General features: G+C 46.3%; 24 protein-coding genes. 9 read left to right on the forward strand and 15 right to left on the reverse strand.

Translation table 11 applies throughout. From position 1 onward, the window contains the following. Window positions 1-159: 159 nt before the first annotated feature. From KOI40_RS05105 to KOI40_RS05145, 9 genes are all read right to left on the reverse strand, one after another. Window positions 160-1,953 carry an AMP-dependent synthetase/ligase gene (locus KOI40_RS05105; protein ID WP_216096377.1) on the reverse strand — a complete coding sequence of 598 codons (1,794 nt, stop codon included), beginning with the start codon at window positions 1,951-1,953 and terminating at the stop codon, window positions 160-162. A 137-nt stretch (window positions 1,954-2,090) separates the two neighbouring features. Next, entirely contained in the window at window positions 2,091-2,501 is a 411-nt protein-coding gene (locus KOI40_RS05110; RefSeq protein ID WP_216096378.1) for a Zn-ribbon domain-containing OB-fold protein, read from the reverse strand. Between the two features lie 2 nt (window positions 2,502-2,503). Beyond that, on the reverse strand, window positions 2,504-3,694 hold the full coding sequence (locus KOI40_RS05115) for a thiolase family protein (protein ID WP_216096379.1): 1,191 nt from the start codon (window positions 3,692-3,694) through the stop codon (window positions 2,504-2,506). An 81-nt stretch (window positions 3,695-3,775) separates the two neighbouring features. Next, entirely contained in the window at window positions 3,776-4,921 is a 1,146-nt protein-coding gene (locus KOI40_RS05120) for an acyl-CoA dehydrogenase family protein (protein WP_216096380.1), read from the reverse strand. A gap of 1 nt (window position 4,922) precedes the next feature. Beyond that, entirely contained in the window at window positions 4,923-5,354 is a 432-nt protein-coding gene (locus tag KOI40_RS05125; protein WP_216096381.1) for a MaoC/PaaZ C-terminal domain-containing protein, read from the reverse strand. A gap of 9 nt (window positions 5,355-5,363) precedes the next feature. Further along, entirely contained in the window at window positions 5,364-5,822 is a 459-nt protein-coding gene (locus tag KOI40_RS05130; protein ID WP_216096382.1) for an FAS1-like dehydratase domain-containing protein, read from the reverse strand. A 102-nt stretch (window positions 5,823-5,924) separates the two neighbouring features. Next, window positions 5,925-6,362, reverse strand: a complete 438-nt coding sequence (locus KOI40_RS05135) for a hypothetical protein (RefSeq protein WP_216096383.1) — start codon at window positions 6,360-6,362, stop codon at window positions 5,925-5,927. A 95-nt stretch (window positions 6,363-6,457) separates the two neighbouring features. Then, window positions 6,458-7,324 (reverse strand): enoyl-CoA hydratase/isomerase family protein, encoded by an 867-nt coding sequence (locus tag KOI40_RS05140; RefSeq protein WP_216096384.1) that lies wholly within the window; start codon window positions 7,322-7,324, stop codon window positions 6,458-6,460. A 365-nt stretch (window positions 7,325-7,689) separates the two neighbouring features. After that, window positions 7,690-8,340 (reverse strand): TetR/AcrR family transcriptional regulator, encoded by a 651-nt coding sequence (locus KOI40_RS05145; RefSeq protein WP_216096385.1) that lies wholly within the window; start codon window positions 8,338-8,340, stop codon window positions 7,690-7,692. 638 nt (window positions 8,341-8,978) lie between these two features. On the opposite strand from KOI40_RS05145, the gene KOI40_RS05150 reads away from it, so the two are divergent. From KOI40_RS05150 to KOI40_RS05165, 4 genes are all read left to right on the forward strand, one after another. Then, window positions 8,979-11,309 carry a TonB-dependent receptor gene (locus KOI40_RS05150; protein WP_216096386.1) on the forward strand — a complete coding sequence of 777 codons (2,331 nt, stop codon included), beginning with the start codon at window positions 8,979-8,981 and terminating at the stop codon, window positions 11,307-11,309. Between the two features lie 169 nt (window positions 11,310-11,478). Further along, window positions 11,479-12,057, forward strand: a complete 579-nt coding sequence (locus tag KOI40_RS05155; protein WP_216096387.1) for a VOC family protein — start codon at window positions 11,479-11,481, stop codon at window positions 12,055-12,057. Between the two features lie 698 nt (window positions 12,058-12,755). Beyond that, window positions 12,756-13,631 carry a DUF4010 domain-containing protein gene (locus KOI40_RS05160; protein ID WP_216096388.1) on the forward strand — a complete coding sequence of 292 codons (876 nt, stop codon included), beginning with the start codon at window positions 12,756-12,758 and terminating at the stop codon, window positions 13,629-13,631. Between the two features lie 355 nt (window positions 13,632-13,986). Next, entirely contained in the window at window positions 13,987-14,190 is a 204-nt protein-coding gene (locus tag KOI40_RS05165) for a helix-turn-helix transcriptional regulator (protein ID WP_216096389.1), read from the forward strand. A gap of 15 nt (window positions 14,191-14,205) precedes the next feature. Here the strand turns inward: KOI40_RS05165 and cadR are convergent, their stop codons facing one another. Further along, complete coding sequence (gene cadR, locus KOI40_RS05170; protein ID WP_216096390.1) at window positions 14,206-14,613, reverse strand: Cd(II)/Pb(II)-responsive transcriptional regulator; 408 nt, start codon at window positions 14,611-14,613, stop codon at window positions 14,206-14,208. Window positions 14,614-14,689: 76 nt separating this feature from the next. Here cadR and KOI40_RS05175 point away from each other — a divergent pair, with 76 nt between their 5' ends. Genes KOI40_RS05175 through KOI40_RS05195 form a run of 5 tightly spaced genes read left to right on the forward strand, consistent with a single transcriptional unit; the run spans window position 14,690 to window position 21,450 of the window. Next, entirely contained in the window at window positions 14,690-15,040 is a 351-nt protein-coding gene (locus tag KOI40_RS05175; protein WP_216096391.1) for a hypothetical protein, read from the forward strand. 54 nt (window positions 15,041-15,094) lie between these two features. Then, complete coding sequence (locus KOI40_RS05180) at window positions 15,095-16,411, forward strand: TolC family protein (RefSeq protein ID WP_216096392.1); 1,317 nt, start codon at window positions 15,095-15,097, stop codon at window positions 16,409-16,411. A gap of 21 nt (window positions 16,412-16,432) precedes the next feature. Then, the gene (locus KOI40_RS05185) at window positions 16,433-17,686 is read left to right on the forward strand and encodes an efflux RND transporter periplasmic adaptor subunit (protein WP_233710014.1); all 1,254 of its coding nucleotides are present in this window, start codon (window positions 16,433-16,435) and stop codon (window positions 17,684-17,686) included. Window positions 17,687-17,697: 11 nt separating this feature from the next. Beyond that, a complete protein-coding gene (locus tag KOI40_RS05190) occupies window positions 17,698-20,811 on the forward strand; it encodes an efflux RND transporter permease subunit (protein ID WP_216096393.1) in 3,114 nt (1,037 codons plus the stop codon). 36 nt (window positions 20,812-20,847) lie between these two features. Beyond that, the gene (locus KOI40_RS05195; RefSeq protein WP_216096394.1) at window positions 20,848-21,450 is read left to right on the forward strand and encodes a methyltransferase family protein; all 603 of its coding nucleotides are present in this window, start codon (window positions 20,848-20,850) and stop codon (window positions 21,448-21,450) included. 10 nt (window positions 21,451-21,460) lie between these two features. On the opposite strand, the gene KOI40_RS05200 is transcribed toward KOI40_RS05195, so the two are convergent. The 5 genes from KOI40_RS05200 to KOI40_RS05220 form a co-directional block, all read right to left on the reverse strand. Next, window positions 21,461-21,772 (reverse strand): C-terminal helicase domain-containing protein, encoded by a 312-nt coding sequence (locus KOI40_RS05200; protein WP_216096395.1) that lies wholly within the window; start codon window positions 21,770-21,772, stop codon window positions 21,461-21,463. Window positions 21,773-21,976: 204 nt separating this feature from the next. Then, window positions 21,977-24,238 (reverse strand): heavy metal translocating P-type ATPase, encoded by a 2,262-nt coding sequence (locus KOI40_RS05205; RefSeq protein ID WP_216096396.1) that lies wholly within the window; start codon window positions 24,236-24,238, stop codon window positions 21,977-21,979. Further along, window positions 24,231-24,578: a hypothetical protein gene (locus tag KOI40_RS05210; RefSeq protein WP_216096397.1), complete on the reverse strand. Its 348-nt coding sequence runs from the start codon at window positions 24,576-24,578 to the stop codon at window positions 24,231-24,233. Before KOI40_RS05210 ends, KOI40_RS05205 begins: the two co-directional genes overlap by 8 nt. 96 nt (window positions 24,579-24,674) lie before the next feature. Next, window positions 24,675-25,082, reverse strand: a complete 408-nt coding sequence (locus tag KOI40_RS05215) for a heavy metal-responsive transcriptional regulator (RefSeq protein ID WP_216096398.1) — start codon at window positions 25,080-25,082, stop codon at window positions 24,675-24,677. A 16-nt stretch (window positions 25,083-25,098) separates the two neighbouring features. Beyond that, a complete protein-coding gene (locus KOI40_RS05220) occupies window positions 25,099-25,581 on the reverse strand; it encodes a cupredoxin domain-containing protein (RefSeq protein ID WP_216096399.1) in 483 nt (160 codons plus the stop codon). Window position 25,582: the final 1 nt, after the last annotated feature.

Genomic DNA, 25,582 nt, shown 5'->3' on the forward strand with positions numbered 1-25,582 from the left:
ATTGAATCCCGACAACATAGATTTGGTGGCGATGCGTTGAAACTAAGTTCTTTTTCAGAAAGATTTTATAATTTTATATTATGGTTATGGCGCCTGCTCAGACGCCATATTGGATTTTTCGAACCATAAAAATGGTTAGTCGATAATTGGTTGACTAAGCTAGTCTTCGTACATTTCTATGATTTCTTTTTCATATTTTTCCAGTACCGACTGGCGTTTTAATTTCATGGTGTTAGTGAGGTATCCGCTCTCTAAAGTGAATTCATTGTATAGAATGTGATGTTTTTTTATTTGCTCAACGCGAGACAACTTCTCATTAACATTCTTTACATGGGAGGAGATTTTGCTTTCTATGTTTATTTTGTGTTGATCTGAATTTTCATCGTTAGACAATTCAGTCTTATCTATGTTTAGATCTAAAATCGCAGTGAGGTATTTTCTGCCGTCTCCAATAACTACAGCGTAATTTACAAGATCAGACTCACACAGGTAGTTCTCGATTTTGGTAGGGGTAATATTCTTTCCGCCAGAAGTAATAATAATGTCTTTCTTTCTGCCGGTTACCCAGAGATGTCCATCTTCGTCCAGGCGTCCTAAATCTCCTGAGCGCAGCCAACCATCTTTAAAGGTTTGTTTGGTTAATTCGGGTTCTTTGAAATAGCCAGGAGAAACATTGTTTCCATGCACAAGGATCTCTCCATCATCAGCTATCTTTATCTTTACAAGTGGAAAGGGTTTGCCGCAGGAACCAGCTTTAAATTCGCTGTTAGTGGCAAGGCTGGTGGTGCCGTAGCCCTCTGACTGCCCATATACCTGTAACAATCTAAGTCCGATAGAGGAGAAGAAATTTTCTATTTCTGGGCGGCTCGGAGCTCCGCCGGTGATGGATATAACAACCCGTTCGAGACCTAGTGAAGTTAATAACGGTGTAATTACTAGATGTTGAGCTAGCTTGTGTTTAAGCCGTAAAATTGACGATATGCCAGTTTTATCCTGGGCAGTTCGGTTGAATTGACTTCCTGTCTTTATGGCCCAGTTAAATATATTTTTCTTCAACCTCGGCCAATCGTTAACTTGATCTTTTACCCCTTCGAAAATTTTCTCCCATATTCTTGGAACGCCCATCCACATGGTAGGATGGACTTGTTTGACGGCATCCATGATTCGCGCCATGTCGGATACTATATAAACGCTTCTTCCTTCCAGAAGTGGGGTGAACATGCTGGTAACTCGTTCAGCTACATGAGACAGGGGTAAGTAACTGCAGGATATTTTTTCGTTGTTCTGCCACTCAGGCTTCAGGCGTAGATAAACATTTTTGCAAGCCGCGACGGTGTTTTGGTGGGTTAACATCACTGCTTTTGGTTGGCCTGTCGTTCCGGATGTATAAATGAATGCTGCCACAGTAGAGGGCTGGATGGATTGGCGTGCATTATCTAGGATAGCGGAGGGCAAGTTGTCGTTGTTGGCGATAAAATTAACTTGTGATTTTATCAGGTCGGATTCATCGACGGTTCCAGTTTGAATGACTATGGATTCTAAACTGGGAGTGTCCTCAATGATGGGAAGAATCCGATCAAGATACGAACTATTTTCTGAAAATAGAATTTTTGCAGAAGAATGCTTAATAATGTAGCGTATTTGATCACTGCTACTGGTTTCGTAGATCGGCACAGAGACAAGGCCTGCGGTCATAATGCCCATGTCAGAGATAAACCAGTCTAGGCTGTTTCGACCGATGATTGCTACTTTGTCTCCTTGATTGAGTCCTTTTCCAAGTAAAGCTTTTGCGACAGCATCAATTCTATTGCTGTACTCTTTCCAGGAAATATTTTTCCAATGGTCATTTACAGAGTAGTACAGGGCTGTATTGTCAGGCGTGGTATTCACTCTATCAGTGAGGAGGTCGTATATTGTTCTGGCCTCTGATGAGGTTGCCAATGGTGCATTCATGAAGGCAGATCTCTCCACATTTGGATGATTATTTAGGTTGCTATATAAGCGAAAGTCAAGGTGATTTCGAAGATAGGGTGTTAGATATCAGCTGAGATTAATGATAAAACACCCTTTTTTAAAGCGATTACTTCTGTTTACTTCGGTTTTCGGAACTTGGGGAGTGTGATTTCTTCTGTGACTTTGTCAAACACGACTTCGACTTCCATGTCACATTTAATCTCGTCGAAATCAGTCTCGATTATGTTGGTCATCATTTTGTACCCCTCGTCCATTTCTACGATCGCCAAAACATATGGTGTATCTTCGGAAAATTCTGAAGGAGCTGCTGCATGAGTGATCGTGAAAGTGAATAGTCTTCCTTTTCCCTTAGATTGTTTCCATTCTATGTTGTGGCTCAAACACCCTGGGCAAATGCTCTGAGGAAAGAAAATTACCTGACCACAGTCTAAGCATTGTTGATAAAGTAATTTCCCACTCCTACAACCATCGTAAAATACTTTGCTTGTGGGGGTTATCAGTGGAAGCGGTTTCTTGTAATTGCTCATCGTTACACCTCTGTTCCTAATACACCAACGTGCATATCCATACCAACACCGCCAGTTGCCGTTTCAACAGCGTATTTTATGTTCGGTACTTGTCGATCACCGGCTTTTCCCATGACCTGACGTGCTGCCTCTACGAGAATAGCGATCCCTCCGCCTGCGCCTGTATGCCCTTGCGCCATCATGGCACCATTGGTTGAGCAGGGCAGTTTTCCTCCGGGCGCAATATTGCCGTCTTCGACAAACTTACCCGCGGTTCCAGGCTTGCAAATTCCTAGTATCTCTAAGGATATCAGTATGAATACAGGGAAAGCGTCGTAAATTTGGGCCACATCAATATCTTTTGGGGTGATCCCGGCCATTGCGTAAGCTTCTTCTGCTGCAGGTCGCCACGCGCTAACCAGATCGCTAGGTTGCTGGGTAGTGGTGAAATTTGTGCACTTTGAGCCCATACCTAGAATATAGGCTGGCTGATCTGTAAGGTCGCGAGCACGCTCCGGTGAAGTGACAATGTATGCGGCAGCTCCATCTGCAAGAACATTCATCATCCTTTTTCTGACGGGTGTAGAAATCATGGGGGATTCGAGAATTTCGTCTACCGTTCGAGGCGTTCTCATCATTGCATTGGGGTTTAGAGCTGCCCACTTGCGCAATGACTCGACGACGGCGGCAATCTGACGTTCGGTAGCGCCAGTATCATGCATGTAGCGTTGTTGCATCATGCCTCCCAGACCAAGTTGACTCCAACCATAAGGCGTTTCATACTCGGGGCTTACAGATACTTTTGAAAAAGTGCTTATCGCAGTTTCCAGGTCGAGCTGTGTTCCCATCTGATCGCAGTGAACAACGAGTACAGCTTTCGACAAACCCGTAGCCACAAGTGCCGATGCAACTTTCAAAGAGCTGGCTGAACTGGAACCACCGGACATGACCTGGAAGTTACTTTTGGCATGACTGCCTAGGCCTAGTGCTTCGATCATCTGAGAACAAACAATATTGCCATTGTTGATTGAATTACTTACAACACCAATTGGAATGACGGTATCGATTTCGCTTTTATTTATATTGGCATCCTTAATGGCCATCTCCGCAACTGTCAAAGCTGCATCCGCGAAGGTTCTTTCGGGGTAGTGTCCGGTTGGGACCTCTCCGATACCTACAATAGCAGCTTTACCTCTCATATCCATCATGTGCATACTCTCTCTTGTTAAGGAAGTTCATGCGCCCGTAAAGTGATATACGAGCTTATCAAGTAGTCGTACAAGGGTTTAATTCGCTTATCGATCCGTTAGCATGCGGCCGATAATAGTCCGCTGCATCTGTGAAGTTCCTCCTCCAATGGTGCCCATTTTACTCATCCATAGATTGCGTCCAATTGAGTACTCCTTCATACAGCCGTTCCCACCAAATATTTGAACGGCTTTTTGTGAGCTCCGTTCTGCAGCTTCGGTAATGAAGGTTTTGGCAATCGCCGCATCCATTGATATGTCTTTTCCTTGATCTTTTTTCCAGGCCAGTTTGTAAGTGAGCAAAAGTGCAGCTTCAAGATCCATTTTCATTTCAGACAACATGGCTTGTACGAGCTGGAAATTACAAATTGGTTGGCCGAACTGTAATCGGTTCTTGGAATATTCGATGCTATCCTTGAGGTTGGAAGCCAACATTCCAACGTATGGAGCGAAGGCTAGTCGTTCCCATGAGAGTGCCTGCAACATGTATTGAAATCCTTTGCGTTCTTCGCCAAGTAAATTCTTTGCAGGAATTCTGCAGTTGTCGAAGAAGACCTCTCCGGTTGGCCAGCTATCGGCTTCCCGCTTTTTTAACGGTTTTCCTGTAACTAATCCTTGAAAATTCCTCTCAACGATAAACATGGTCAAGCCGTTAGCTCTGGCGCCTTTATCAACTGTGGCTACAACAACAAACACGTCTGCGATTGGGGCATTTGAAATGAAAGTCTTGCTACCATTTAGTATATAGTGGTCGCCGTCACGCACTGCGTGAGTAGAAAGGCTGGTTGCATCTGACCCGGCGCCAGGCTCTGTCAAGGCTAGCGCGCCGATGAGGTCGCCTGACGCCATGCGCGGTAGGTATTCATTTTTCTGTTCTGGGTTTCCGAGATCTGCAATTGGCATAGATGCAAGAAGCATATGAGTTGCCCATAGGCCAGTCAGAGAAAAATCTTTACCAGCTTCAGCAAGCGCAATTAGGGCGGTGACAGCATCAACTGCGGATGCACCACCACCTCCGTATTGTGTAGGAATAACTAATCCGGGGAGTCCGTATTCGCATAGTTTTTTCCACGCTTCAGGGCAGAACTCTCCCCGTTCTTCACGCTGATCTACACCAGGAGCAATTTCTTTTTGTGCAAATCGTTTTACAGCATCTTCGAAAGCGCGCTGCTCATCATTTAGTTGAAAATCCACTTTAATTCTCCTGCAAGGTGAGTTCTATATCGGCTTCGCCTGCGAGTACGCGTCTGCCGTCTTGAGTTATTACAGAAAGGTCAAAGCTCAGAAGTGATCGGCTGTTGTGGATTTCTTTACTTTTTAATGCCGCATGACAGCTAAGTTCATCGTTTGGCCAGACTGTGTCAATGAATCGAATTTTGTAGCGTTTGACGGAGGTAGGGCCTGCCCAGTCTGTGAGAACTTTGGTCAAGAATCCGCCGTGAAGTAATCCCATTGCAAATATTGATGGAAGTCCAACAGATTTTGCGAACTCTTCATCGTGATGTAGAGGATTAAAATCCCCTCCCGCTCCAGCGTATTTAACAATATCTGTTCTGCTTATGGTTGTCTTATAATTTGGAAGTTCATCGCCGATTTCCAAATCATTGGGGTTAGGTAAATTTTTCATCAGTTTTCTCTAGGATTTCTCAATGAACAGATTTGTAAATATCAAAACTTTCTCATTATCTTTATCAAAGTACTCGTAGATGATTTCTACGAGGGTCATGGTTTTTCCGGAATTCTGACTTTTCTCAAAAATTTTTCCTACTTTCATAACGGCTTTAAGAGATTCATTAGAAAAAACAGGTCTCTTGTATTCGAATGTTGCCTCACCGTGAACGCTGGTCTTTTCATTCATTCCCAAAAGTTTCATTGAATCCATGACGGCATCTTTCATTTTTATATGGAAGGGAAATGTAACGGGGAAGGTTATTGGCATTACGGTGCTTGGGTAACCGCAGGATATGGCATGAGCCTCATCCGTGTACAATGGGTCTGGATTTTTTAGCGCGAGCGAAAACTCTTTGACCTTGGTGGCTACGATTGGAAAATCAAACTCCGCGATGATTTTTCCAGACATGCTTTTGTCAATCATTGAAATCTCCGGATTACTTCCGTGCACAGTAGAACCGTTACTTAGTAACTGAAGGGCACTTTAATAACGGTGTCTGACGAATCGTTTTTGAAGCTGTAACTGTTATTTGTTGTTGATGTTTTTTGGTCCAGATAGAAAAAAACCTACAAACAACAATGCGATAAGAAGGAAATTTAACCACCAAGGAGAGGGGGCTCCTGTTGTGGATGCGAGATAAGCTGCTCCACCAAACATCGGTATGTAGCAGGTTAGACCTATAGTAAGGATGGCCCAGCGCGCCCAGTTTTCACCTTTTTTCAAGGGAACTAACGTGATAAATAGAATGCTAATCCCTGTGATTAGCACAGCATCGCCGGTGCCTTTCATAAGTATGAACAGAAGCAGCTTGGCTCCAGGAGCTATGGAGTCGATATCAACACCAATGACGGCTTTATGGTAGTCAGTTAATTCCGTTGCTGCCAAATACAATACACCTACTAAAAGGCTAACTGCTGCAACGATTAAATTAAGCGTCATTGAGATTTTTAGTTTTGTGTTCATGTAGAAGACACCTATATAGAATTAGCTGTTTGCACTGCTTGCAGGACAAACCGATAAGCTCATCGGGCTGCCCTGTCATTGATAAGCTTTGGATCTTATTTCATGCCTTTTCGTCGATCACGAAGCGATTCAATCCCTTCTTTTTCAACTATTTCGTCAATTTTCTCGTCAAGGTGTTTCTCTCCAGAACACATATAGGCGTACATTTCCTGTGAAAAGCCACCATCAAGGTCATCAACCAAGCGTTGTTTCCAGGGGCGCCTAACGATTTGAGTTGTCATACGACGAACAATTCGCGGCTTTTCCATAATGCTTTCGGCAATTTCCCAGGCTCTGTCCATCAGCTTGTCTTTGGGGAGTACTTCATTGACTAGACCGTATTCAAGGGCTTTCTGGGCATCAATCTGTTCGTTCATCATCATCGCGTATGCGGCGCGCTTCACACCAAGCAGCTCAATCATTGCGCTGTGTATGCCGTCGCCTGGAACCATTCCAAGGGAAAAGTGTGGGTCCATGATGACGGTGTTTTCCGAGCATATTGTCAGGTCGCACATCATTGCGAGCTCTGTGTGCGCGCCGGGGCCAGGCATAACGCCAATAGTTGGGAATTCTATGTCGTTAACCAGGCTAATCAGCATATGGCGGCCATCAAATACACCGTAGTCGTAGCTGTATTTTGCAGGCTCTGCTTCGATACGAGCGAAGCTTTCGTCGTCGAAACCTGCAATCCACGTGTCACCTTTGGTTGTGAATATCAGGACTTCGTTCTTGGGGTCAGAGCCGATAGTTCGGAAAACCTGCCAAATTGCACGGTGTAGCTCCATGCTCCATTGCACATCTCCTCCTAGAGTATGCATTTCAAGCATCAAGATTCCGTTTTTGCGCTCCATATTGAAATGCTCTTTGAACATTTCCTTGTAATCTTCAAATTCCGGAGTAGGGACTAAGCTGGTTAGCGCCATTGCCATTTCCTCATATTATCTTTTTAAATAAAGAACAGTGTTCTGTAAATATATTGTTAAATATACATTAAATATTAATTATTTAACCGAACAGTGTTCATGCTATATCTTGAGAAACTGTCTTGTCAATAACCGTAGTTCAGATTTTGCGGGCATGATTGAGGAGGTTCTATTGATTGGTGGAGATGGTTGTGCGCGAGCCGCTTGTGCTGAGCGGTCGAAGAGTTGTGATGGAGAGTGATTAAGGCCGTGCGTGGGATGGCTGCGGGGCAGGAATGAATAAATCTTAGGGGGGGTATGGATAGGTGGGTGTTTGGGCCGCTCTGTTCGGCGGCCGCAGTGTGTAATGGTGAGTGCTTAGGGATTTATCCGGCGTAGCCGCGTATTAGGGCGATAAATACCGAGCGATTGGATTCTGCAAAGTTAGCTTTAAAGTCCGCAAGGTGGACGGCGTGCAAGTGTGCCATTCCGTGTGCTGTAGACCATAAGCCGTAGACCACATTAATTTGTTCCTGTTCGGAGTTGGCACATATCAGTTTAGCTTCAGCTGCGGCTTTCACATTGCGGAGGAACACGGCCAGGCCCGAGCCTTCGGGAATGGAAGATTCATGGGAGCTGCGAGGAGAGGGTAATACGCTGAATATCAGTAAGAAATCCTCTCGATTTTTGGCGGCATAGTCTATGTAGGCTTCGCAGCCGACGACTAATCGCTCTATCGGGTCATCAACGTTTTGTGTTGCACGATTAAGGTGTTTGCCAAGGTTGTTCCAGGCATCGTCTGCTAGTGCGGTTCGGATAGCCTCTTTGTTCTTGAAGTGTTCGTACAGGCCTGAGGGGCTGAAGCCTGATGCTTTTGCTACGGCTCTTAAGGAGAAGGCGTCGTGGCCTTTTTCATGAAGAATTGCTCGGGCTGCGCCGAGTATTCGAGCTTTTTTAATGGCCGCCTTGGAGTCCGACTTGGTGCTGTCAATTCCATATAAGATGCGGTGTTTTAGAGAGTTGGAAGCTTCTGCCAAGGTGGGCCTCATCGTGGTGATTCCATAGAGTACGGCGTTTCACGTTCTATAATTGGATTGCTGAGATGCAACCCGTGCGCAGGCTGGTGTTGGCCGTTGTTCAGTTTTTGGGATTGTGCATGTGAGTTTACCGAACGCAGTACGATTCTAACAATTCTTATCTGCAAGTCAATCTTGGTCTTTTGGGGCTAAAAATCAATCTACCCCTTAGCTTTTTGTGGTTTTTGCTCGCTTTTCGATGCTTTCAGCATTTAAGAGTGCTCCTCTAAAGTGAACGGCGTTCGAATAGATCTGCTTGGTTTTGATGTTCTTTTGCATTTAAAACGTTCTATTGAGAGTAAGGCTTACTAACTATTTGGCTTAATTTAGGGGTGTTCTGCTTTTTTCAGTTTATATGTTTTGTTGTTTTGAGCTTGACTGGATCTGTAGTGTCTAGCTAGAATCCGAACAGTGTACGGTTTATGGGTTGTGGTTTTGATGGTTGAGGCCACAATTTTTGGCATTGCTCGTTTGGAGAAGCTTTTCCGGCACGGTCAGTGAGAGGTGTTGTTTTTGAGGCTTGGTCGGGGTGGAAGGACATTTCGAGTCGATGCGCCAAAAGACTAAATACCTAATAATAAATAACGGGAGAAAGCTCGATGAATTATAAGTTCGTCAATACACCTAAGGCGGTACTGTCCGCAGCTATTGTTGGTTTGGTTTCAAGTGGAGGTGTGTGTGCTGCACCCTCTGTGCTTGAAGAGATTATCGTTACTGCACAGAAGCGTGACCAATCACTTCAGGATGTTCCGTTAAGTGTGTCGGTTTTGTCCGAGGAGATGATAAGTACCTACAGCCTTCAAAGTGTTGAAGATCTGAAAACGATCGTTCCAGCGTTAAATATCTTTTCTGCTGCTAGTCCAGCGCAATCCTCAATCAGTATTCGAGGCGCGGGAACTGGTGCTTCGGATCCGACACTGGAACCTTCGGTTGGTATATTCGTCGATGACATTTTCATGCCGCGTAGTATCTTTGGTTTGTCTGATCTGCTTGATATTGAGCAGGTTGAGGTTCTGCTTGGTCCACAAGGAACACTGTACGGGAAAAACACCAATTCAGGAGTAGTATCTTTGCGTACGCGTAGACCCACTGATGAGTTCGAAGGCTGGCTGGAGATGTCTTTAGGTGATTACGGCCTCCAAGATACTAAGGCTTCCGTTTCAGGGCCGATTATTGAGGGCTTGAAGTATCGCATCTCTGCTAGGAATCATCGTCGCGATGGTGTCATGGAAAACGAGGCAACAGGTTCTGATTTAAATCAGATTGATAAGCAGGCATATCGCGGGCAGTTGCTTTGGGACGGGGCTGATAATTACAGCGTTCTGGCTACAGCGTATTACAGCTTGGCAGATAGCCGGGCAAACTCTGGAGACGGATTTACTGATCCGGATGGAGCCTACGGGCAGGTGCTGAGTGGAGCGATTTTTCCTAGTATTTCCTCGCCCCTAAACCTTAACAGCGATGACCGGCGTGTGTACCAGAATGACATGACGGACTCTCGGGTTGAGGTCTCTGGTGGATCGCTTGTTATTAGTTACGACTTGGCTGATGTCGAGTTGAAATCCGTAACTGGATACCAGCAGTGGGAGCAGGTGTCTGAACGTGATTCTGGCCAAAGTTTGTTGGATATTTTGAATCTGAGTAATGAAGTTGAAGAGAGCTCCTTCAGCCAGGAGTTGCGTTTGACCTCGACTGGCGGTGAGGCGTTAGACTGGGTAGCAGGTGTATTCTATTTTAATAATGACCTCACGCGTGGATCTTTGAGTGCTGATCGTCCTTACGCGACCATAGGTGACGGTTATGCCGGTACCTTGCTTGGTAGGCTCTTTATCCCTGGTAGTAAGGCTTTTTGGCAGTCAGACTTTTCTGGAGAATCTATCTCTGCGTTTGGTCAGGGCACCTACAGCCTTACTGAAAATCTTGATCTGACTGCAGGTCTGAGATATTCGGAAGAAAAAAAGGATTTTACCGTAGATACTCGTGTTGAGGGAGGCGGATTGTTGGGCGCTTTGTTCGGAGCAGATGCTCAGAGTAATAGTCTTGACGAAGAAAGTGTGACTGGCATGGTGAGCTTGTCTTATCGGCTGGACGATGGATTGATGACTTATGCCACCATTGCTACTGGTGAAAAATCAGGTGGCTTCAATGCAGCGTTTAACAATACTCCGCCTGAGAGTCGTGAGTATGCAAGTGAAAAAACTACAAATTATGAGGTTGGAATTAAAGCCAGTTCACTGCTGGATGGACGTGCACGCCTGAATTTGGCCTACTTCTATACGGAGTATAAGGACTTTCAGGCGACTACCTTCAATGATGAAACCAGTTCCTTCCTCACTGGTAATGCAGGAAGGCAGGTCACGCAAGGTGTTGATCTTGATGCGGCCTTGGCATTGTCCGACGGTTTGACGCTTACTGCGCGGCTTCAGTATCTTGATGCGCGCTACCGAGACTATAAAGACGCCAATTGTCACCCGGAGGCTAAAGCACCGCATGGACCCAGTGGGTGTGATGTTTCAGATAAGCGGATGACATTTGCGCCAAATTGGGCTGGATCTATTGCTTTGGATTACACCCAATATTGGGCCGGGGGCGAGTTTTATGGTCATGTCGATGTGAGTTTCAAAACCAAGTACGCAGCCGACGCAATTTTTGCACCCTATGCTGAAGATGAAAGCTACGAAATGCTGAATATGAAGCTCGGATGGCGTACGGATGAGTGGGATGTCAGCTTTTGGGGCAAAAACATCACCGATGAAACCTACGGTGTGACGTACAACCCGACCGTGGTTGATTCTCTAACGGCAACTGCCGCTAATGCGATCAACGGTGTGCTTGGCTCTCCAGTACTTCCCGCGAATGCAGGCAACTCCCATTTTCGGTGGTTAAATGATCCTGCAACTTATGGTGTCACCGTTCGATACACTTATTAAGGCCTTTTGAGCTAGCGGCAGCATCCATACGGGTATCAATTTTTAATGTGCTCGTATGCGATGCTTTCCGTATTTTATATGAATCCCTCTTGGTTGGGCTGTTTTTATATCGAGTTTCAGTTTTTTCATTTTTCGAAATATAGCAGGTTATGTGATAGGAATTGTAAATATGTTTCAAGGTAATGGTTTAAATCGCCGTGGCCTGCTCCGTGGTGCGTTAGCTACTGGTGTTACAGGGATTGCATTCTCGAAAGCAATCATGGCAGATGATGCGAATCTCTCGCATGTGCACTGCGTGGAACCAGGTTTGAATAAAGTCAGCAAGTTAAAGAAGATTCTACATGTTGGCGTATTTACCGATGATCTGGATAGAGCCTTGGTGAAATATTCTGCGCTGGGTATGTCCTGTTCTGTAATTGTCGAGAGTGAAAAGATGGGTGTCAAAATTGCTCTCTTGACCGCCGGAAGCAGTGCGTTGGAAGTGGTACAAATTACTAAGCCAACACAAGCCAATGACGCTTTGGCGAAGGTTGTCCTCGGACAAGAAGGAGTCATTAACCATGTTTGTTTTGAAGTTGATGATTTGGCTGAAAGTATCAGTGAGTTTGAAGGGAGTGGCGCCAAACTGGTCGAAGGTTGCCCGACAGCGGGTGTTCAGGGAAATATCGCCTTTTTTTACCCAGAAACAACAGAGGGTGTGTTAATAGAGTTGTGTCAGCTCTCAAACCTGCCAGAAGCTGCACCTTAGTGTCTTATTCTATCAGACTTTTTAGGTTGGTTAGCCAACCAAGCTGCTCGTACCTGATTGCTTGTCAGCACTGTTTAGATCTAGCTATCGTCGGCAGAATCATGGCGTTACGTAAAGATAAATTTTGACATGATTGTTACCTGCTAAAGGTTAAAGGTGTCTAGTATCCGTTGTTTGATTTTTTAGGCGGAGGAAAAGCCTGTAACCGTTTTTGATAGGCGGCTCTCCATCGTCTGCTTTCGGCCTGCATTGCAGGCCTTTTTTTTAGTATTTATAGCGTGCTATACCTCTACGTATAACATTGCCGCCCACCTAGCAGATCCCCTGTTTGTCGAATCATTCTTGGTTTCAACATCGTTGGAGTGATAGTTGCCAGACAGGATGTTAACGAAATAAATCCGACAGTCCCTCTCGGCAGTGTTTAAATACTATGCTGCAATCCCGGTTTAGGGTCAGATTATACGACCCCACGAAGCGTGCAGCTCCCAGGATAAAGTATGATGTGTCCTTTGGGGCCGGCTTTGAGTAGCACCTCTCTACAAGCTCAGAATTCAGGGCGAACGGCTGGTTGGCCGGCATGCTGAATGACCATTGGAGTTTGGCGATTTACTTCTGGAGGTACATAATCTGTCATTGTTAAAGTGTATTTTCCCCAATTATTCATCCACGTTTGAGCGCACAAATCTTGGCCTTACCCTATGGAACATAAAACCCCACTCAGTTATCACTTCAAACATTCACACATCTGGTTTGATATGGCGTTGCTGGCGGTGTTGTTCGTGGTGGCGGCCTATGTCCCGCTGCTGAAGATCGTACCTTTGATCGCCAGCCTGGAGCTGTTCAGCTTTTTTTGTTTTCACCTGATGGCCAAGCGCAGCCGGTTTCAGTTGCAGGGTTTTTTGGGCGGGTTTATTTCCAGCACGGCGGTGTTTATACAGACACTGAATGACAGCAAGTTTGCTGCTGCCAGTGATCGCGATCTGCTGCTGACGTTGTTGTTTGCCTTGTGCGCGATGCTGCTGGAATGCGTGTTCATTATCTTTTTTCTCTCTGATCAGTTGGCCTTTGTCTTTTATGTGCCTTTCCTCACACAGTTGCTGTGCATTGTAGCTGCCATTGTGTATCTGAATAAAAGTGACTTTATGGATGCTTCACCAGACAAAGCGTCTGAAGCGGAGATGGATATCGAGTTACTGAATGACCATCCGATCATTTGGAAAAACGTCGTCAAGTTTTCAGCAATCATTTTAGTGCTTATCTACGGTATGCAGGTCATTGGGAAAGTCTTTGATAATGGCTTCGGGCTTTCAATACTCATCAGCACCTTGCTGGTTTCACTGTTTGAAGCCCATGCCATTCTCGCTTCGATCATGACAGAGTGGTCGTTGAACCCAGACAAAATTGATCTGATGACGATCTTTTTTGTCATTCTTCTGGGTAACACCATCAGCAAATCGTTTCTTGTGTTTAAAGGTAAAAACCTTAGGCGGAAAGGGATTTTTGTGGCGGTGCTTTTTGGGAGTTTGGTAGTTAGTGTTGGGATGACGCTATTGTTCTTGTGGTTAATGACATAACAATCAATGGGGTCAAATAAACATTATCTCATTTCAATCACGACTTAGCCTACAAAAGGGATGGAAAGGGATTAACTTTCATTCAATCCTTTTTCCTGTCCAGAGAGATCAAAGCGCAAAAGTTTTTACAACCCCAAAAACAAAAAAAGCCACCGCAAGGGTGGCTTTTTATGGCTTTGTCTGGTGGTGGGACGGGACGCGGGTTCAGTTCCCTAACTCGCAACCGAACAAGTCCATTAAATACCTATGATTATCTATCGATATTTATGCCCCTAACCAGCCCTAATTAGCTTGATTTGATCCGTAGTTTTGAGCGTTCATGGTGGTTACCAAATAGTCCAACACAGGAGTTTTTATGACGGTAATACACATGAATCAGAGGCAGCTGGCGAATCGCTGGGGCGTGAGTGAAGCGACTTTAGAGCGGTGGCGTTCCGAGGGGATTGGCCCCAGGTATTTGAAACTACAGGGGCGAGTTATGTATCGGGAGAAAGATATTGAGGCCTATGAAGCCAACTGCTTGAGGCAGTCTACATCAGAGAGCTATCACGGGCCTTAATTGAGGTGACATGCTTTAATTCTGCCTAATAGCATGTTCGGCTAAACCTTCAATGATTCCGCATTGGTCAATTGTATTAGGCCTTTCGCAGCGATGCCGCAAAGCACTTAATTCAAGGTGGAGCTTTTTGAGCTCTTCGATACGCGATTCCACAAGGTTAAGTTGGGTATCAATCATGTTGTTCACTTCATCACAGTTGGATTCAGGTGAGCTTTGAAGCTGAATAAGCTGCTTAATTTCTTTCAGGGCTAAATCCAGAGAGCGGCAATGCTTGATAAACAGAAGTTTTTCAAGCGTGTGACTATCATAAAGACGAAAATTACCCTCTGAGCGTGAAGGGGCCGAAATGAGCCCTTCCCTTTCGTAATATCGAATTGTTTGGACAGAGCAACCACTTGATTTAGCTAATTCGCCAATTTTCACTATTACGCCCTTGACTCTATAGTTACTATAGAGTCTATACTGCACTCACTGAATGAGACAAGTGTTTTAAGCCCCTGTGAAATTACGTGCCATTACATATCTACTACTCTTGCTGATGACGTTTCAGTCAGCGGCAGGTATAGCTGATATTCACACGGCGCATCAATCAGGGTTGGAACACCTTACTTTTGAAGATCATCAGCACTCAGCAGATGAGCATCATACGGACTCCATGGAGCAATCCGACAACGGGGAGCGTGATTGCCACCATTGTTGTCATTGTCACGGCCATTCCACGCCAGCCATCATTATCACGATTGACCGCATATTCATGGCGAAAAGCTCCTCCCTAATTCCAGATTATTCTGACAAAACCATTCCCGACACTTTCGAAACTTTTCTGCGCCCTCCGATCGCTAAGTCCTAAGCACTGTTTTTTGCCCGCATAAGCGGAAAGCACGACTTAATTTAGGACCTATCCATGCGAATTACCCTAATTCTCAGGTGTAAATATACCTGTCTGTGGCTTGCGTTTTTACTTTGCAGCACGGCGACATCAGCAATAGCTGAAAGCGTTGAGTCCACACTCACATTAAAAAAAGCGCTTGCATCAACGCTTGCGCGGAACCCGCAGCTGTACCAATACCGTTTTACAATAGAAGCATTGAATGCCCAAGAGCAAACCAGCGCCTTGCGCCCCGCATTAGCCCTTGAGCTGGAGGTCGAAAACTTTGTTGGTTCAGGTGCTCATAAAGGTTTTGATGCGGCTGAAACCACCCTGGCACTGTCTTCTGTGATCGAGCTTGGCGGAAAACGTCAGGCTCGTATGAGCTATTCGAATGCTCGAATCAACCAGGCCGAGTGGGGACAAAAAGCTGCGACTCTCGATACGCTGGGCAAGCTCACCGAAGTGTTTATCGAAGGATTGGCAACGCAGGCCAACCTTCAGTTGGCAGAAGAATCCTTAGCCTTGTCACAATCGATTCTTCAAACCGTTAAAACACGATCGGAACGAGGTGCGGCACCGGAAGCAGAGGTAATGAGCGCGCAAGCAGCACTGATTCGTGCGGAAATTCGCGTTGCGTCTTTGCAGGCGAAGCTTGAACGGCAAAAAGTACTACTCGCTCGATTTTGGGGTGAAACAACACCGCGCTTTCATTCCTTAACGGGCAGCCTGTTTGATTTCGGCTCCAGCTCAAGCTTTGATCAACTTTACGCTCGCGCTCTAACTTCACCAGCTCTTCAAGTACTGGCAAGTGAAGCGCGTATTCGGGACGCCGAAATTACGATGGCCCGCGCCAGCGGTCGCAGCGATTTAAGCTGGCGGGCAGGCATCAAACGTTTTGAAGAAACAGGCGATTCCGCATTCACTGCAGGTATTTCAGTCCCGTTATTTTCTGGCAAACGTAATAAAGGAGACGTCAAAGCGGCCTTAGCCAACCGTAACGCCGTGGATTACGCCCAACAGGATTTGCGCCTCGCATTACACGCGCGACTTTTTGAAGCGTGGTCGCTCAGAAAGCAAAGTATCGCAGCGGCCACCCTTACTCAAAATACCGCAATACCTGCTTTGGAAAAAGCGCTCAAACTCACTCGTGAAGGCTTTGAGAGTGGGCGTTATCGCTACCTCGATTTGATAGCTGCCCAGGAAGAATTACTCGCGAGCAAACAGGCGCTCATTGACGCCGCCACAACAGCGTTAATCAGTCAGGCCTTGATTGAAAAACTGACCGCCGAGCCACTGGAATCAAAAAGCGCGCTTTCGATTGATACAACACTCGAATCGTCTCAGCGCTAAGCCCAATTCAGGATTATTTCTATGAACAATTTAAAAAATCAATATTTAAAAAAATGGATGCCTATGCTGATGATTTCCTTAGTGGGGCTTCCGTTAACCAGCTTCAGCGCTGGAGGCCACGACCACCACGATCATGGAGGGCATCAAGAGGCGTCTCACGAAGAAGAGAAAGGCCCAAATGGTGGGAAACTTCTTCACGATGGCGATATCGAGGTTGAACTTGCTATTTTTGAAAGCGGTATTCCGCCCGAATATCGCGCCTGGATTTCGCACGACGGCCACCCCGCTAAAGATCCAGAACTCACTGTCACGCTCACTCGCCTAGGTGGCCAAAAGGATACCTTTACTTTTCGCCAGCAAAATAATTACTGGCTCGGCGAAGGCGTCGTCACTGAGCCTCACTCATTCGATGTTACGGTGAATCTTCGTGTAGGTGGAAAAGATTACCAATGGCAATGGGAGTCGCACGAAGGCCGCGTTGAAATATCTGATGAGATGGCAGCCAACGTTGGTATTACAACCGAAGCTGCAGGTGCCGGACGCATAGAACGCCATGTACAAGTCTATGGTCGTCTGGTAACACCTCCAGAACAAACAGTAGAGCTTCGAGCCCGCTTTCCAGGTCTTGTTACACGTGTTGACGCTAACGTTGGCGACAAAGTCGAGAAGGGCGATGTATTGGCCGTCATTGAATCCAATGAAAGCTTGCGCACTTATGAACTGCGAGCACCTATGGCCGGTGTCGTCCAGGCGCGCTCAGTCAACACCGGAGAAATAACAACCAATGCGTCTTTATTTTCTTTAACCAACGATAAAACTTTGTGGGCAGAGTTTAAAGTTTTCCCTGGGCAACGTGCTCAAGTTAAGCCCGGTCAGAATGTGCATATTGAGCACAACAACCACATGCACGAAAGTCAGCTCACGCATATCACAAGCTCTCCAGGTGGTGCGCCCTTTGTGTTCGCTCGGGCGGCATTAAGCAACAAAGAAGGTGGTATGGCACCCGGTGATTTAGTGACTGGCAAGGTTGCTGTGGAAACAGTCGAGGCTCCATTAGTGGTCGACAATCGAGCCTTACAGGACTTTCGCGATTGGAAGGTGGTATTTATCAAGATTGGCGACACCTATGAAATTCGCCCTCTGGAACTAGGCCGCAGCGACGGTCGCTATACAGAAGTTTTGGAGGGGCTGAATGCTGGTGATCACTACGTTGTGGAGAACAGCTATTTAATCAAAGCCGATATTGAAAAATCCGGCGCATCACACGACCACTAAGGGGGAACACCATGATTAATGCAATCGTACGTACCTCCATCGAGAGGCGTTACCTCGTAATGAGCCTGATGCTGGCCCTGATTGGCGCCGGGATCTGGAGTTACCAACACCTACCCATCGACGCCGTGCCCGACATTACCAATGTGCAGGTGCAGATCAATACCGAAGCGCCAGGTTATTCACCCTTGGAGGCAGAGCAACGGATCACCTTCCCAGTAGAAACCGCGCTCTATGGCTTGCCTTCACTTGACTATACCCGCTCTTTATCACGCTACGGGCTCTCACAGGTAACCGTGGTGTTCAAAGAAGGCACCGACATCTACCACGCTCGTAACCTGATTGACGAACGATTGTCCACCATAAAAGGCACATTACCACCGGGGCTGGAACCGGAAATGGGGCCCATCGCCACAGGCTTAGGGGAAATCTTCGTCTATACCGTCGAAGCGATGCCCGGTGCGACGCAGGAAAATGGGGAACCGCTTGATGCCATGGCACTTCGGGAAGTTCAAGATTGGATTATCAAACCGCAGTTAGCCCAAGTGCCTGGTGTAGTGGAAATCAACACTATCGGCGGTTACGACAAGCAGTATCACGTACTTCCTGACCCTCAGCGCCTGCTGCAAATGGGTGTTACGCTGGATGACGTGGCCTCCGCACTGCGCCAGAATAATAACAATCGCGGTGCGGGGTATATCGAGCGCAATGGGCAACAGTTATTGGTGCGTTCACCCGGCCAATTAGCTTCAATCACGGACATTGAGAATGTTGTGGTCGGCCTAATGGGTTCTGCACCTATCACCATTAAAGATGTGGCAGACGTCGCCATCGGCAAAGAACTGCGTACTGGCGCGGCCACACGCGATGGACGCGAAACCGTTATGGGTACAGCCATGATGCTGGTTGGAGAAAACCCACGCATAGTGGCACAGGAACTGGCGCAAAAACTGGAAGAGATCAAAGCCTCTTTACCCGATGACATCAAGGTTGAGATTGTCTACGACAGAACCACCTTGGTGGATAAGACCATCGCCACCGTACAAAAAAATCTCGTTGAAGGCGCCTTGCTGGTGATCGTGGTGCTGTTTTTGTTACTCGGTAATATCCGCGCGGCATTGATTACTGCCGCTGTGATTCCACTGTCTATGTTGGCAACACTGACCGGAATGGTGCGTACTGGTGTCTCGGCTAATTTAATGAGCTTGGGGGCCCTGGATTTTGGCTTGATTGTAGATGGCGCTGTCATCATTGTCGAAAACTGCACTCGACGTCTATCAGAATCCCAACAACAAAACGGCAAACCGTTGGCGCTGCGCGAGCGGCTGCATTTGGTTTATAAAGCGACGGGTGAAGTCATCCGACCCAGTTTGTTCGGCGTGGCGATCATCACAGTGGTGTATATCCCGATATTTACGCTGACCGGCGTAGAAGGAAAAATGTTTCATCCCATGGCGGCCACCGTGGTGATGGCCCTGATTTCCGCCATGGTGTTATCGCTAACCTTTGTGCCTGCCGCTGTCGCCTTGTTCATGAGCGGCAAAATTAGAGAAAAAGAGAGCCGTGTCATTGTCGCCAGTAAATCCCTTTATCGCCCGGTACTTGAGGCGGCTTTTCGATTCCGCTGGCTGGTCGTGTCCGGCGCATCAGCATTGGTTGTTCTATGTATTGGGTTGCTAACAACACTGGGGTCAGAATTTATCCCCCAGCTGGATGAAGGCGATATCGCGCTCCACGCACTTCGTATTCCCGGTACCGGCTTAGAGCAGTCCGTACAGATGCAAGAGATTCTTGAGCAGCGCTTAAAAGAGTTTCCTGAGGTCGACAAAGTGTACGCAAAAATCGGTACGCCTGAAGTAGCAACCGATCCCATGCCACCAAGCGTCGCAGACAATTTTGTTATCCTAAAACCCCGTAGTGAATGGCCCGATACGAATCGCTCAAAAGCCGATTTGGTGGCCTCTATGGAAGCGGCGGTTAGGCAGTTGCCGGGCAATAATTATGAATTTACGCAGCCCATTCAAATGCGCTTTAACGAGTTAATTTCGGGCGTACGCACAGATCTCGGCATCAAGGTCTTTGGCGACGACCTAGATCAGCTTGTCGCCACGGCTAACGAGATACTGGAGGTTGTCGAAGGCATTGAAGGTGCAGCGGATGCCCGTGTTGAACAAGTCACCGGCTTACCCATGCTTTCCATTGTCCCTAAGCGCATAACTCTGGCCCGTTACGGCTTGAACTTGGATGACCTTCAAAATTTTGTGGCGGCTGGCATTGGTGGTGAAGATGCAGGATTGATTTATGAAGGCGACCGGCGCTTTAAGCTCGTTGTGCGGCTTCCCGAGACCTTACGCACCGACATCGACAGCCTGGCATTCCTTCCCATACCACTACCCAGTGGCGAATTTGTACCCTTGAGTGAGGTTGCAGACATGGAATTGAAACCGGCACCGGCTCAAATCAGTCGCGAAAATGGTAAGCGCCGAGTAGTGGTTACAGCCAACGTCCGCGATCGCGACCTTGGAAGTTTTGTTGACGAGGTCAAACAGAAAATGGGCAAACAGATAAATATGCCCAGCGGATACTGGCTAGATTATGGCGGGACGTTTGAACAAATGGAATCAGCCAGCGAGCGTTTAGCGATTGTTGTGCCAGTGACGCTTCTAATCATCATTGGATTACTTGTCATGGCCTTTGGCTCATTGAAGGATTCGTTGATCATTTTCACTGGTGTACCGCTAGCTTTGACGGGCGGCGTGTTGGCGCTTTGGTTAAGGGACATGCCACTGTCGATTTCGGCTGGCGTGGGTTTTATCGCCCTGTCGGGTGTGGCAGTTCTTAACGGCTTGGTTATGGTGGCATTTATTAGAGACTTGTGGCACGAAACCGGTGATTTGGCCAACTCGGTTATTGATGGAGCGCTCATTAGACTGCGCCCTGTGTTGATGACAGCACTTGTCGCTAGCCTCGGTTTTGTGCCCATGGCGTTGAACACAGGCACCGGAGCCGAAGTGCAGCGGCCACTCGCGACAGTTGTTATTGGGGGGGTCATTTCCTCAACAATTTTGACACTGCTAGTGCTACCCGTACTGTATCAATGGGTACATAAAAGAAACAAAGAACCTTAAGGAGAAGCCCCTCTTCATTTGGGAGGGGTAAAAATTATGAATCAGTTGATTATTTATTTTTTGCTTGTTTATTTTGTTTTGTTTTTTGGCGTTGCTGTTATCTGGAGGAATTATGCCGTCGCGAAAAGTACCGGGATTAATGCTTTTAAACTGAACAAAAAAACAGGGCCGGAATCAATCACGGGGTTGTATTTTAAGTTCCTACCACTGCTCTCGGTTTTAGTCTTTATTATTTATGCTTGGCTACCAAATTCATATGCGTTACTGGGCCCAATCAAATTACTCACCAACAACTTCGTTCAATATGCAGGGATGGGGGTAATGACGATTGCACTTGTTTGGGTGGTGGCGGCACAAGCTCAGATGGGGGTATCCTGGCGAATAGGTATCGACCACGATCAAAAAACGGAGTTTGTTCAAAGAGGGTTGTTTAAATATTCAAGGAATCCGATATTTGTTGGTGTAATTGTAATATCCCTCGGTTATTTTTTGCTCCTACCAAATCCGATTACATTTACAATTCTGGCTCTTGATGTCGCCTTGATTCAAATACAGGTGGCGCTGGAGGAAAACTTTTTAACAGAACAACATGGCAAGCAGTACATCGATTACTGTCAGCAAGTAAGGCGCTGGTTGTAATGATGTATTATTAATTCGGAATAGCATTAAACAGATTTACCAACTTGAGCTGATCAACCCGGCTCACCGGTGTTTTGCCGATATTAGGATTGCCGACGACTACTGCCAGTGATTGTGCTCTCGATATAGCTACATTAATGCGGTGCTTATCGAAGAGGAAATCCAGTCCTCGGGGTGATTTACTGGCGTCGCTGGCACACATGCTCAAGAACACAATTGGGGCCTCTTGGCCTTGGAACTTGTCGACACTGCCCACTTTGGCTTGCTCGCCTAGCGCAGCGCGAAGTTTACTGACTTGATGGTTGTACGGGGCGACAAACAAGATGTCGTTCCAGTTGATGGGTCTAGTGACGTGTATGGGTGCACTTATGTTGTGAGCGGATGGATCAGAGAGGATGATGTCCAGAGTTGATTGTCCAGCACGCTCTCTACCTGTGAAATACGTGCTTCTAATCAGACTAGCTTTTCCCCTGAGCTCATAGGCACCGCACCAATCAAGCCTACAAAAAAGTAGGCACTCGATAGGTTATTCAGGCTTAAGGAACCGCAGTCGATTAGCATTAGAAACCACCGTCACCGAAGAAAAAGCCATTGCAAGTCCCGCAACAACAGGATTTAAAAGCAACCCAAATATCGGATAAAATACTCCGGCCGCTACTGGGATACCCAGCGTATTGTAAATAAATGCGCCCAGCATATTTTGCTTTATATTTTTCAAAATAGCCTTGCTAACCGAAATTGCATCTACTAAGCCATGAAGAGAACCTCGCATCAATGTGATATCTGCACTCTCAATGGCAACATCCGTCCCCGTACCAATTGCAAATCCAACATCAGCTGAGGCTAACGCTGGCGCATCATTGATTCCGTCGCCCACCATGCCGACAATTTCACCTGATGCTTGCAAGTTTTTAACAGTATTGGCTTTTTCTTCTGGAAGTACTTCCGCAATAAAATCTTTAATACCCACCTTGCATGCAACCGCTTTGGCGGTCAACTGATTATCTCCCGTTAGCATCACCGGTTTGATACCCAGTTTTTTAAGCCTCTGTATCGCTGAAATGGAATCTTCTTTAATCGGATCAGATACCGCGATTATTCCTGCAAGCTTGTTGTCTACGGCAAGAAACATTGGCGTTTTGGCCTCTGAAGCAAGATTAGAGGCAAGCTCATGAAAATCTGGAGCACCTTCAATTTGAAGGGATATATTATTTTCCTTCATGAGTGCTAGGTTTCCTAGAAATACTTTTTTTCTGTCTACTGTTGCCTCTACGCCTTTACCAGATACAGCGTTAAAGTCATGAGCATCAATCGTTAAAATGCCACGATCTTTAGCGCATTCAATAATTGCTTGAGCTAGTGGATGCTCGGATCGAAGCTCGATACTCGCCGCAAAAACTAATAGTTCATCCTCCTGAAACTGATTGGAGGTAATAATTTCTGTTACTTTAGGTGCACCTACCGTAATAGTCCCGGTTTTGTCGAGCACCATCGTCGTAATTTTTGATGTGGTTTGAAGTGCTTCACCGTTACGGATTAGCACGCCATACTCTGCCGCTTTACCGACACCTACCATAATTGACATAGGCGTCGCTAACCCAAGCGCACATGGGCAAGCAATAATGAGTACAGTTGTTGCTGCCACAAGTGCATAGGCATACGAAGGCGACGGCCCCCAGGTTAGCCAGGCAACTGCGCTCAAAAAAGCAATGACAACGACTGAGGGAACAAAATAAGCAGATATCGTATCCGCTATTCGCCCAATAGGTGGCTTGGCGTTTTGTGCTTGCTTGACCAAGCTGATAATGTTGGAAAGTGCTGTATGCTCGCCAACGGCCGTCGCCTTTATAACGATCGACCCCGTTTTATTTATACTACCTGCCGAAACAGAATCACCCAACTTTTTTTCAACAGGGATGGGTTCACCCGTCAACATGGACTCATCAATTGAGGTCGAGCCTTCAATTACATCAGCGTCAACGGGAATTTTTTCACCGGGGCGAACACGAATGAAGTGGCCAAGTTCGACTGCAGAAATTGCAACATCAACTTCTTCACCTTCTAATATTCGCCTTGCGGTTTTGGGTTGTAGTCCAATGAGTCTTTTAAGTGCTTCACTGGTTCGCCCACGAGCTTTTACTTCGAGAGCTAGCCCCAAATTGATTAACCCAATAATCATGGAGCTTGCTTCAAAGTATATGTGGCGAGCGAGTTCGGGAATGAGTGAGGGTACAAGAACAACAACCATTGAATATATCCACGCTGCGCCTGTACCCAGCGCAATAAGCGTGTCCATAGTAGCAGCTTTATTGAGCAAAGAGCGCCAAGCACCAATGTAAAAACGACCGCCCGCTACGTACATGGTCGCAAAGGTTAACAAGCCGACGATTAACCATGATACTTGCTCCTGTGAGGAGCTGACTGTCATCGAACCGCCAGCCAAACCATAAAGCATAAGGGGGATTCCTAGCCCTAGGGCTAACCACATATCGCGCATCAACCGCTTATAGTAGGTTTGATCTGACTTTTCCCTGTCTTGTTGCGCTTGGTCGAGGTTATTCGCTCTGGTCACTTGAGCCGTATAGCCAATCTCTTCGATTGCACGAATGAGTTGCTCTGAAGTAGCACCACCTTCCACGGCAACTGTTCGCTCAGCAAAGTTCATTTGCGCTTTAGTAACACCTGAAACACTGCTTAGTGCAGATTCGATTTTACTAATACAACTCGCACAGCCTGCACCGCCAATCTGCAATTCAGTAGAATGCTTAGAAGACAGATGACTACTCATGAGAAACCCCTTTCAGCTGCCAAGCGAGCATGAAAATTTGATTAATCTTCGTTAATAAACGTTGGTATATCACCTCTCTATCAGGTGTACAGCAAGTCACATGCATGCTGCCGATAATACCGCCGGAGTTCTCGACAAATTCAATCAGACGATCAGCATACGAGTCGTCCTCAGAGGGCTGGCTTACCATTTGGTATGAGCTTAACAAAGCCTGCATGCTCTCGCTTTTGTTTTGCTGACAGCAAGTCGCACTTAGTCTTCCAATATCGCTCCCTGTTGACTCGAGCAGTAATAGCAACTTGTCCTGTACTGAACCTTCTTTATTAATTTCATGCGACATACGACCTCCGAGCCAAGTGAGTAATTAGGCATAGTTAAACATTGGAGTTGACTCTAGAGTCAAGATCTTATCGACTTAGTTCTCAGGCCCTAGTTTCTAGTGTTTTTTGGATTTCTCCTGCGCATTAAAGCTATCAATAATCGGACACTCGGACTCGCCGCTACGAACACACTGTTCAATCAGCTCTTTCATCTCGTCTCGCAAGGCTATTAAGCCTTCTATACGTTCTGAGAGCTCTGACACCTTAACTTCAGCAAGGCTTCGAACTTTAGGCTTTGCGTCTATGGGCGCCGCTCTAAACTTGAGTAATTGAGCGATCTCGTCAAGGCTAAAACCCGAGTGTTGGGCATTGCGTATGAAGCGCACCTGTTCAACATTATTCTGGTCGTAACTACGGTACCCGCTGCTACTTCGTTTTACACCGTTTAGTAAACCTATTTTTTCGTAGTATCGCAGTGTGTCGACTGTGACATCAGCTTTCTTGGCGAGATCTCCGATTTTCATGTAACGCCCTGACCGATCACAAATTTCGGTCGCTCATCTTAAAAACATGATTCATTCCAGCTTCAAAATGTCCTGGAATGTTACAGGCAGCCATTACAGTGTCGAGTTTCCCAAATACCCAAGTTAGAGTTTTTGTCTCTCCCGGCAGAACAGTAATTGTATTTCCATCAACGTGCTTCATATCGGGGTGTTTTCGCATCTTCTTTCGATGTTGTTTATGCTCATTTTCAGTACCAATAGAAAACTCATGGGGTATTTTTCCCAAATTACGCACAACGAAATGTACAGTTTCTCCCATTTTAATATTGGGTTCATTTTCGAACTTGAATTGCATAGAATCCAAGAGATCTACCTTTATCGTTTTATCAATTGCATTGATATCACCGGGTTTTCCTGCAGGGCTTTCATGGTGGTTAGCATGATGATTGTGATTATGTGTTCCTTCAGCGAAAACTGAGGCAGGGAAAACCATTAGCAAAAAATAAAATATCTTGTTCATA

The organism is Pseudomaricurvus albidus (assembly GCF_018863235.1).
In the GTDB taxonomy this organism is placed as follows: domain Bacteria; phylum Pseudomonadota; class Gammaproteobacteria; order Pseudomonadales; family Cellvibrionaceae; genus Pseudomaricurvus; species Pseudomaricurvus albidus.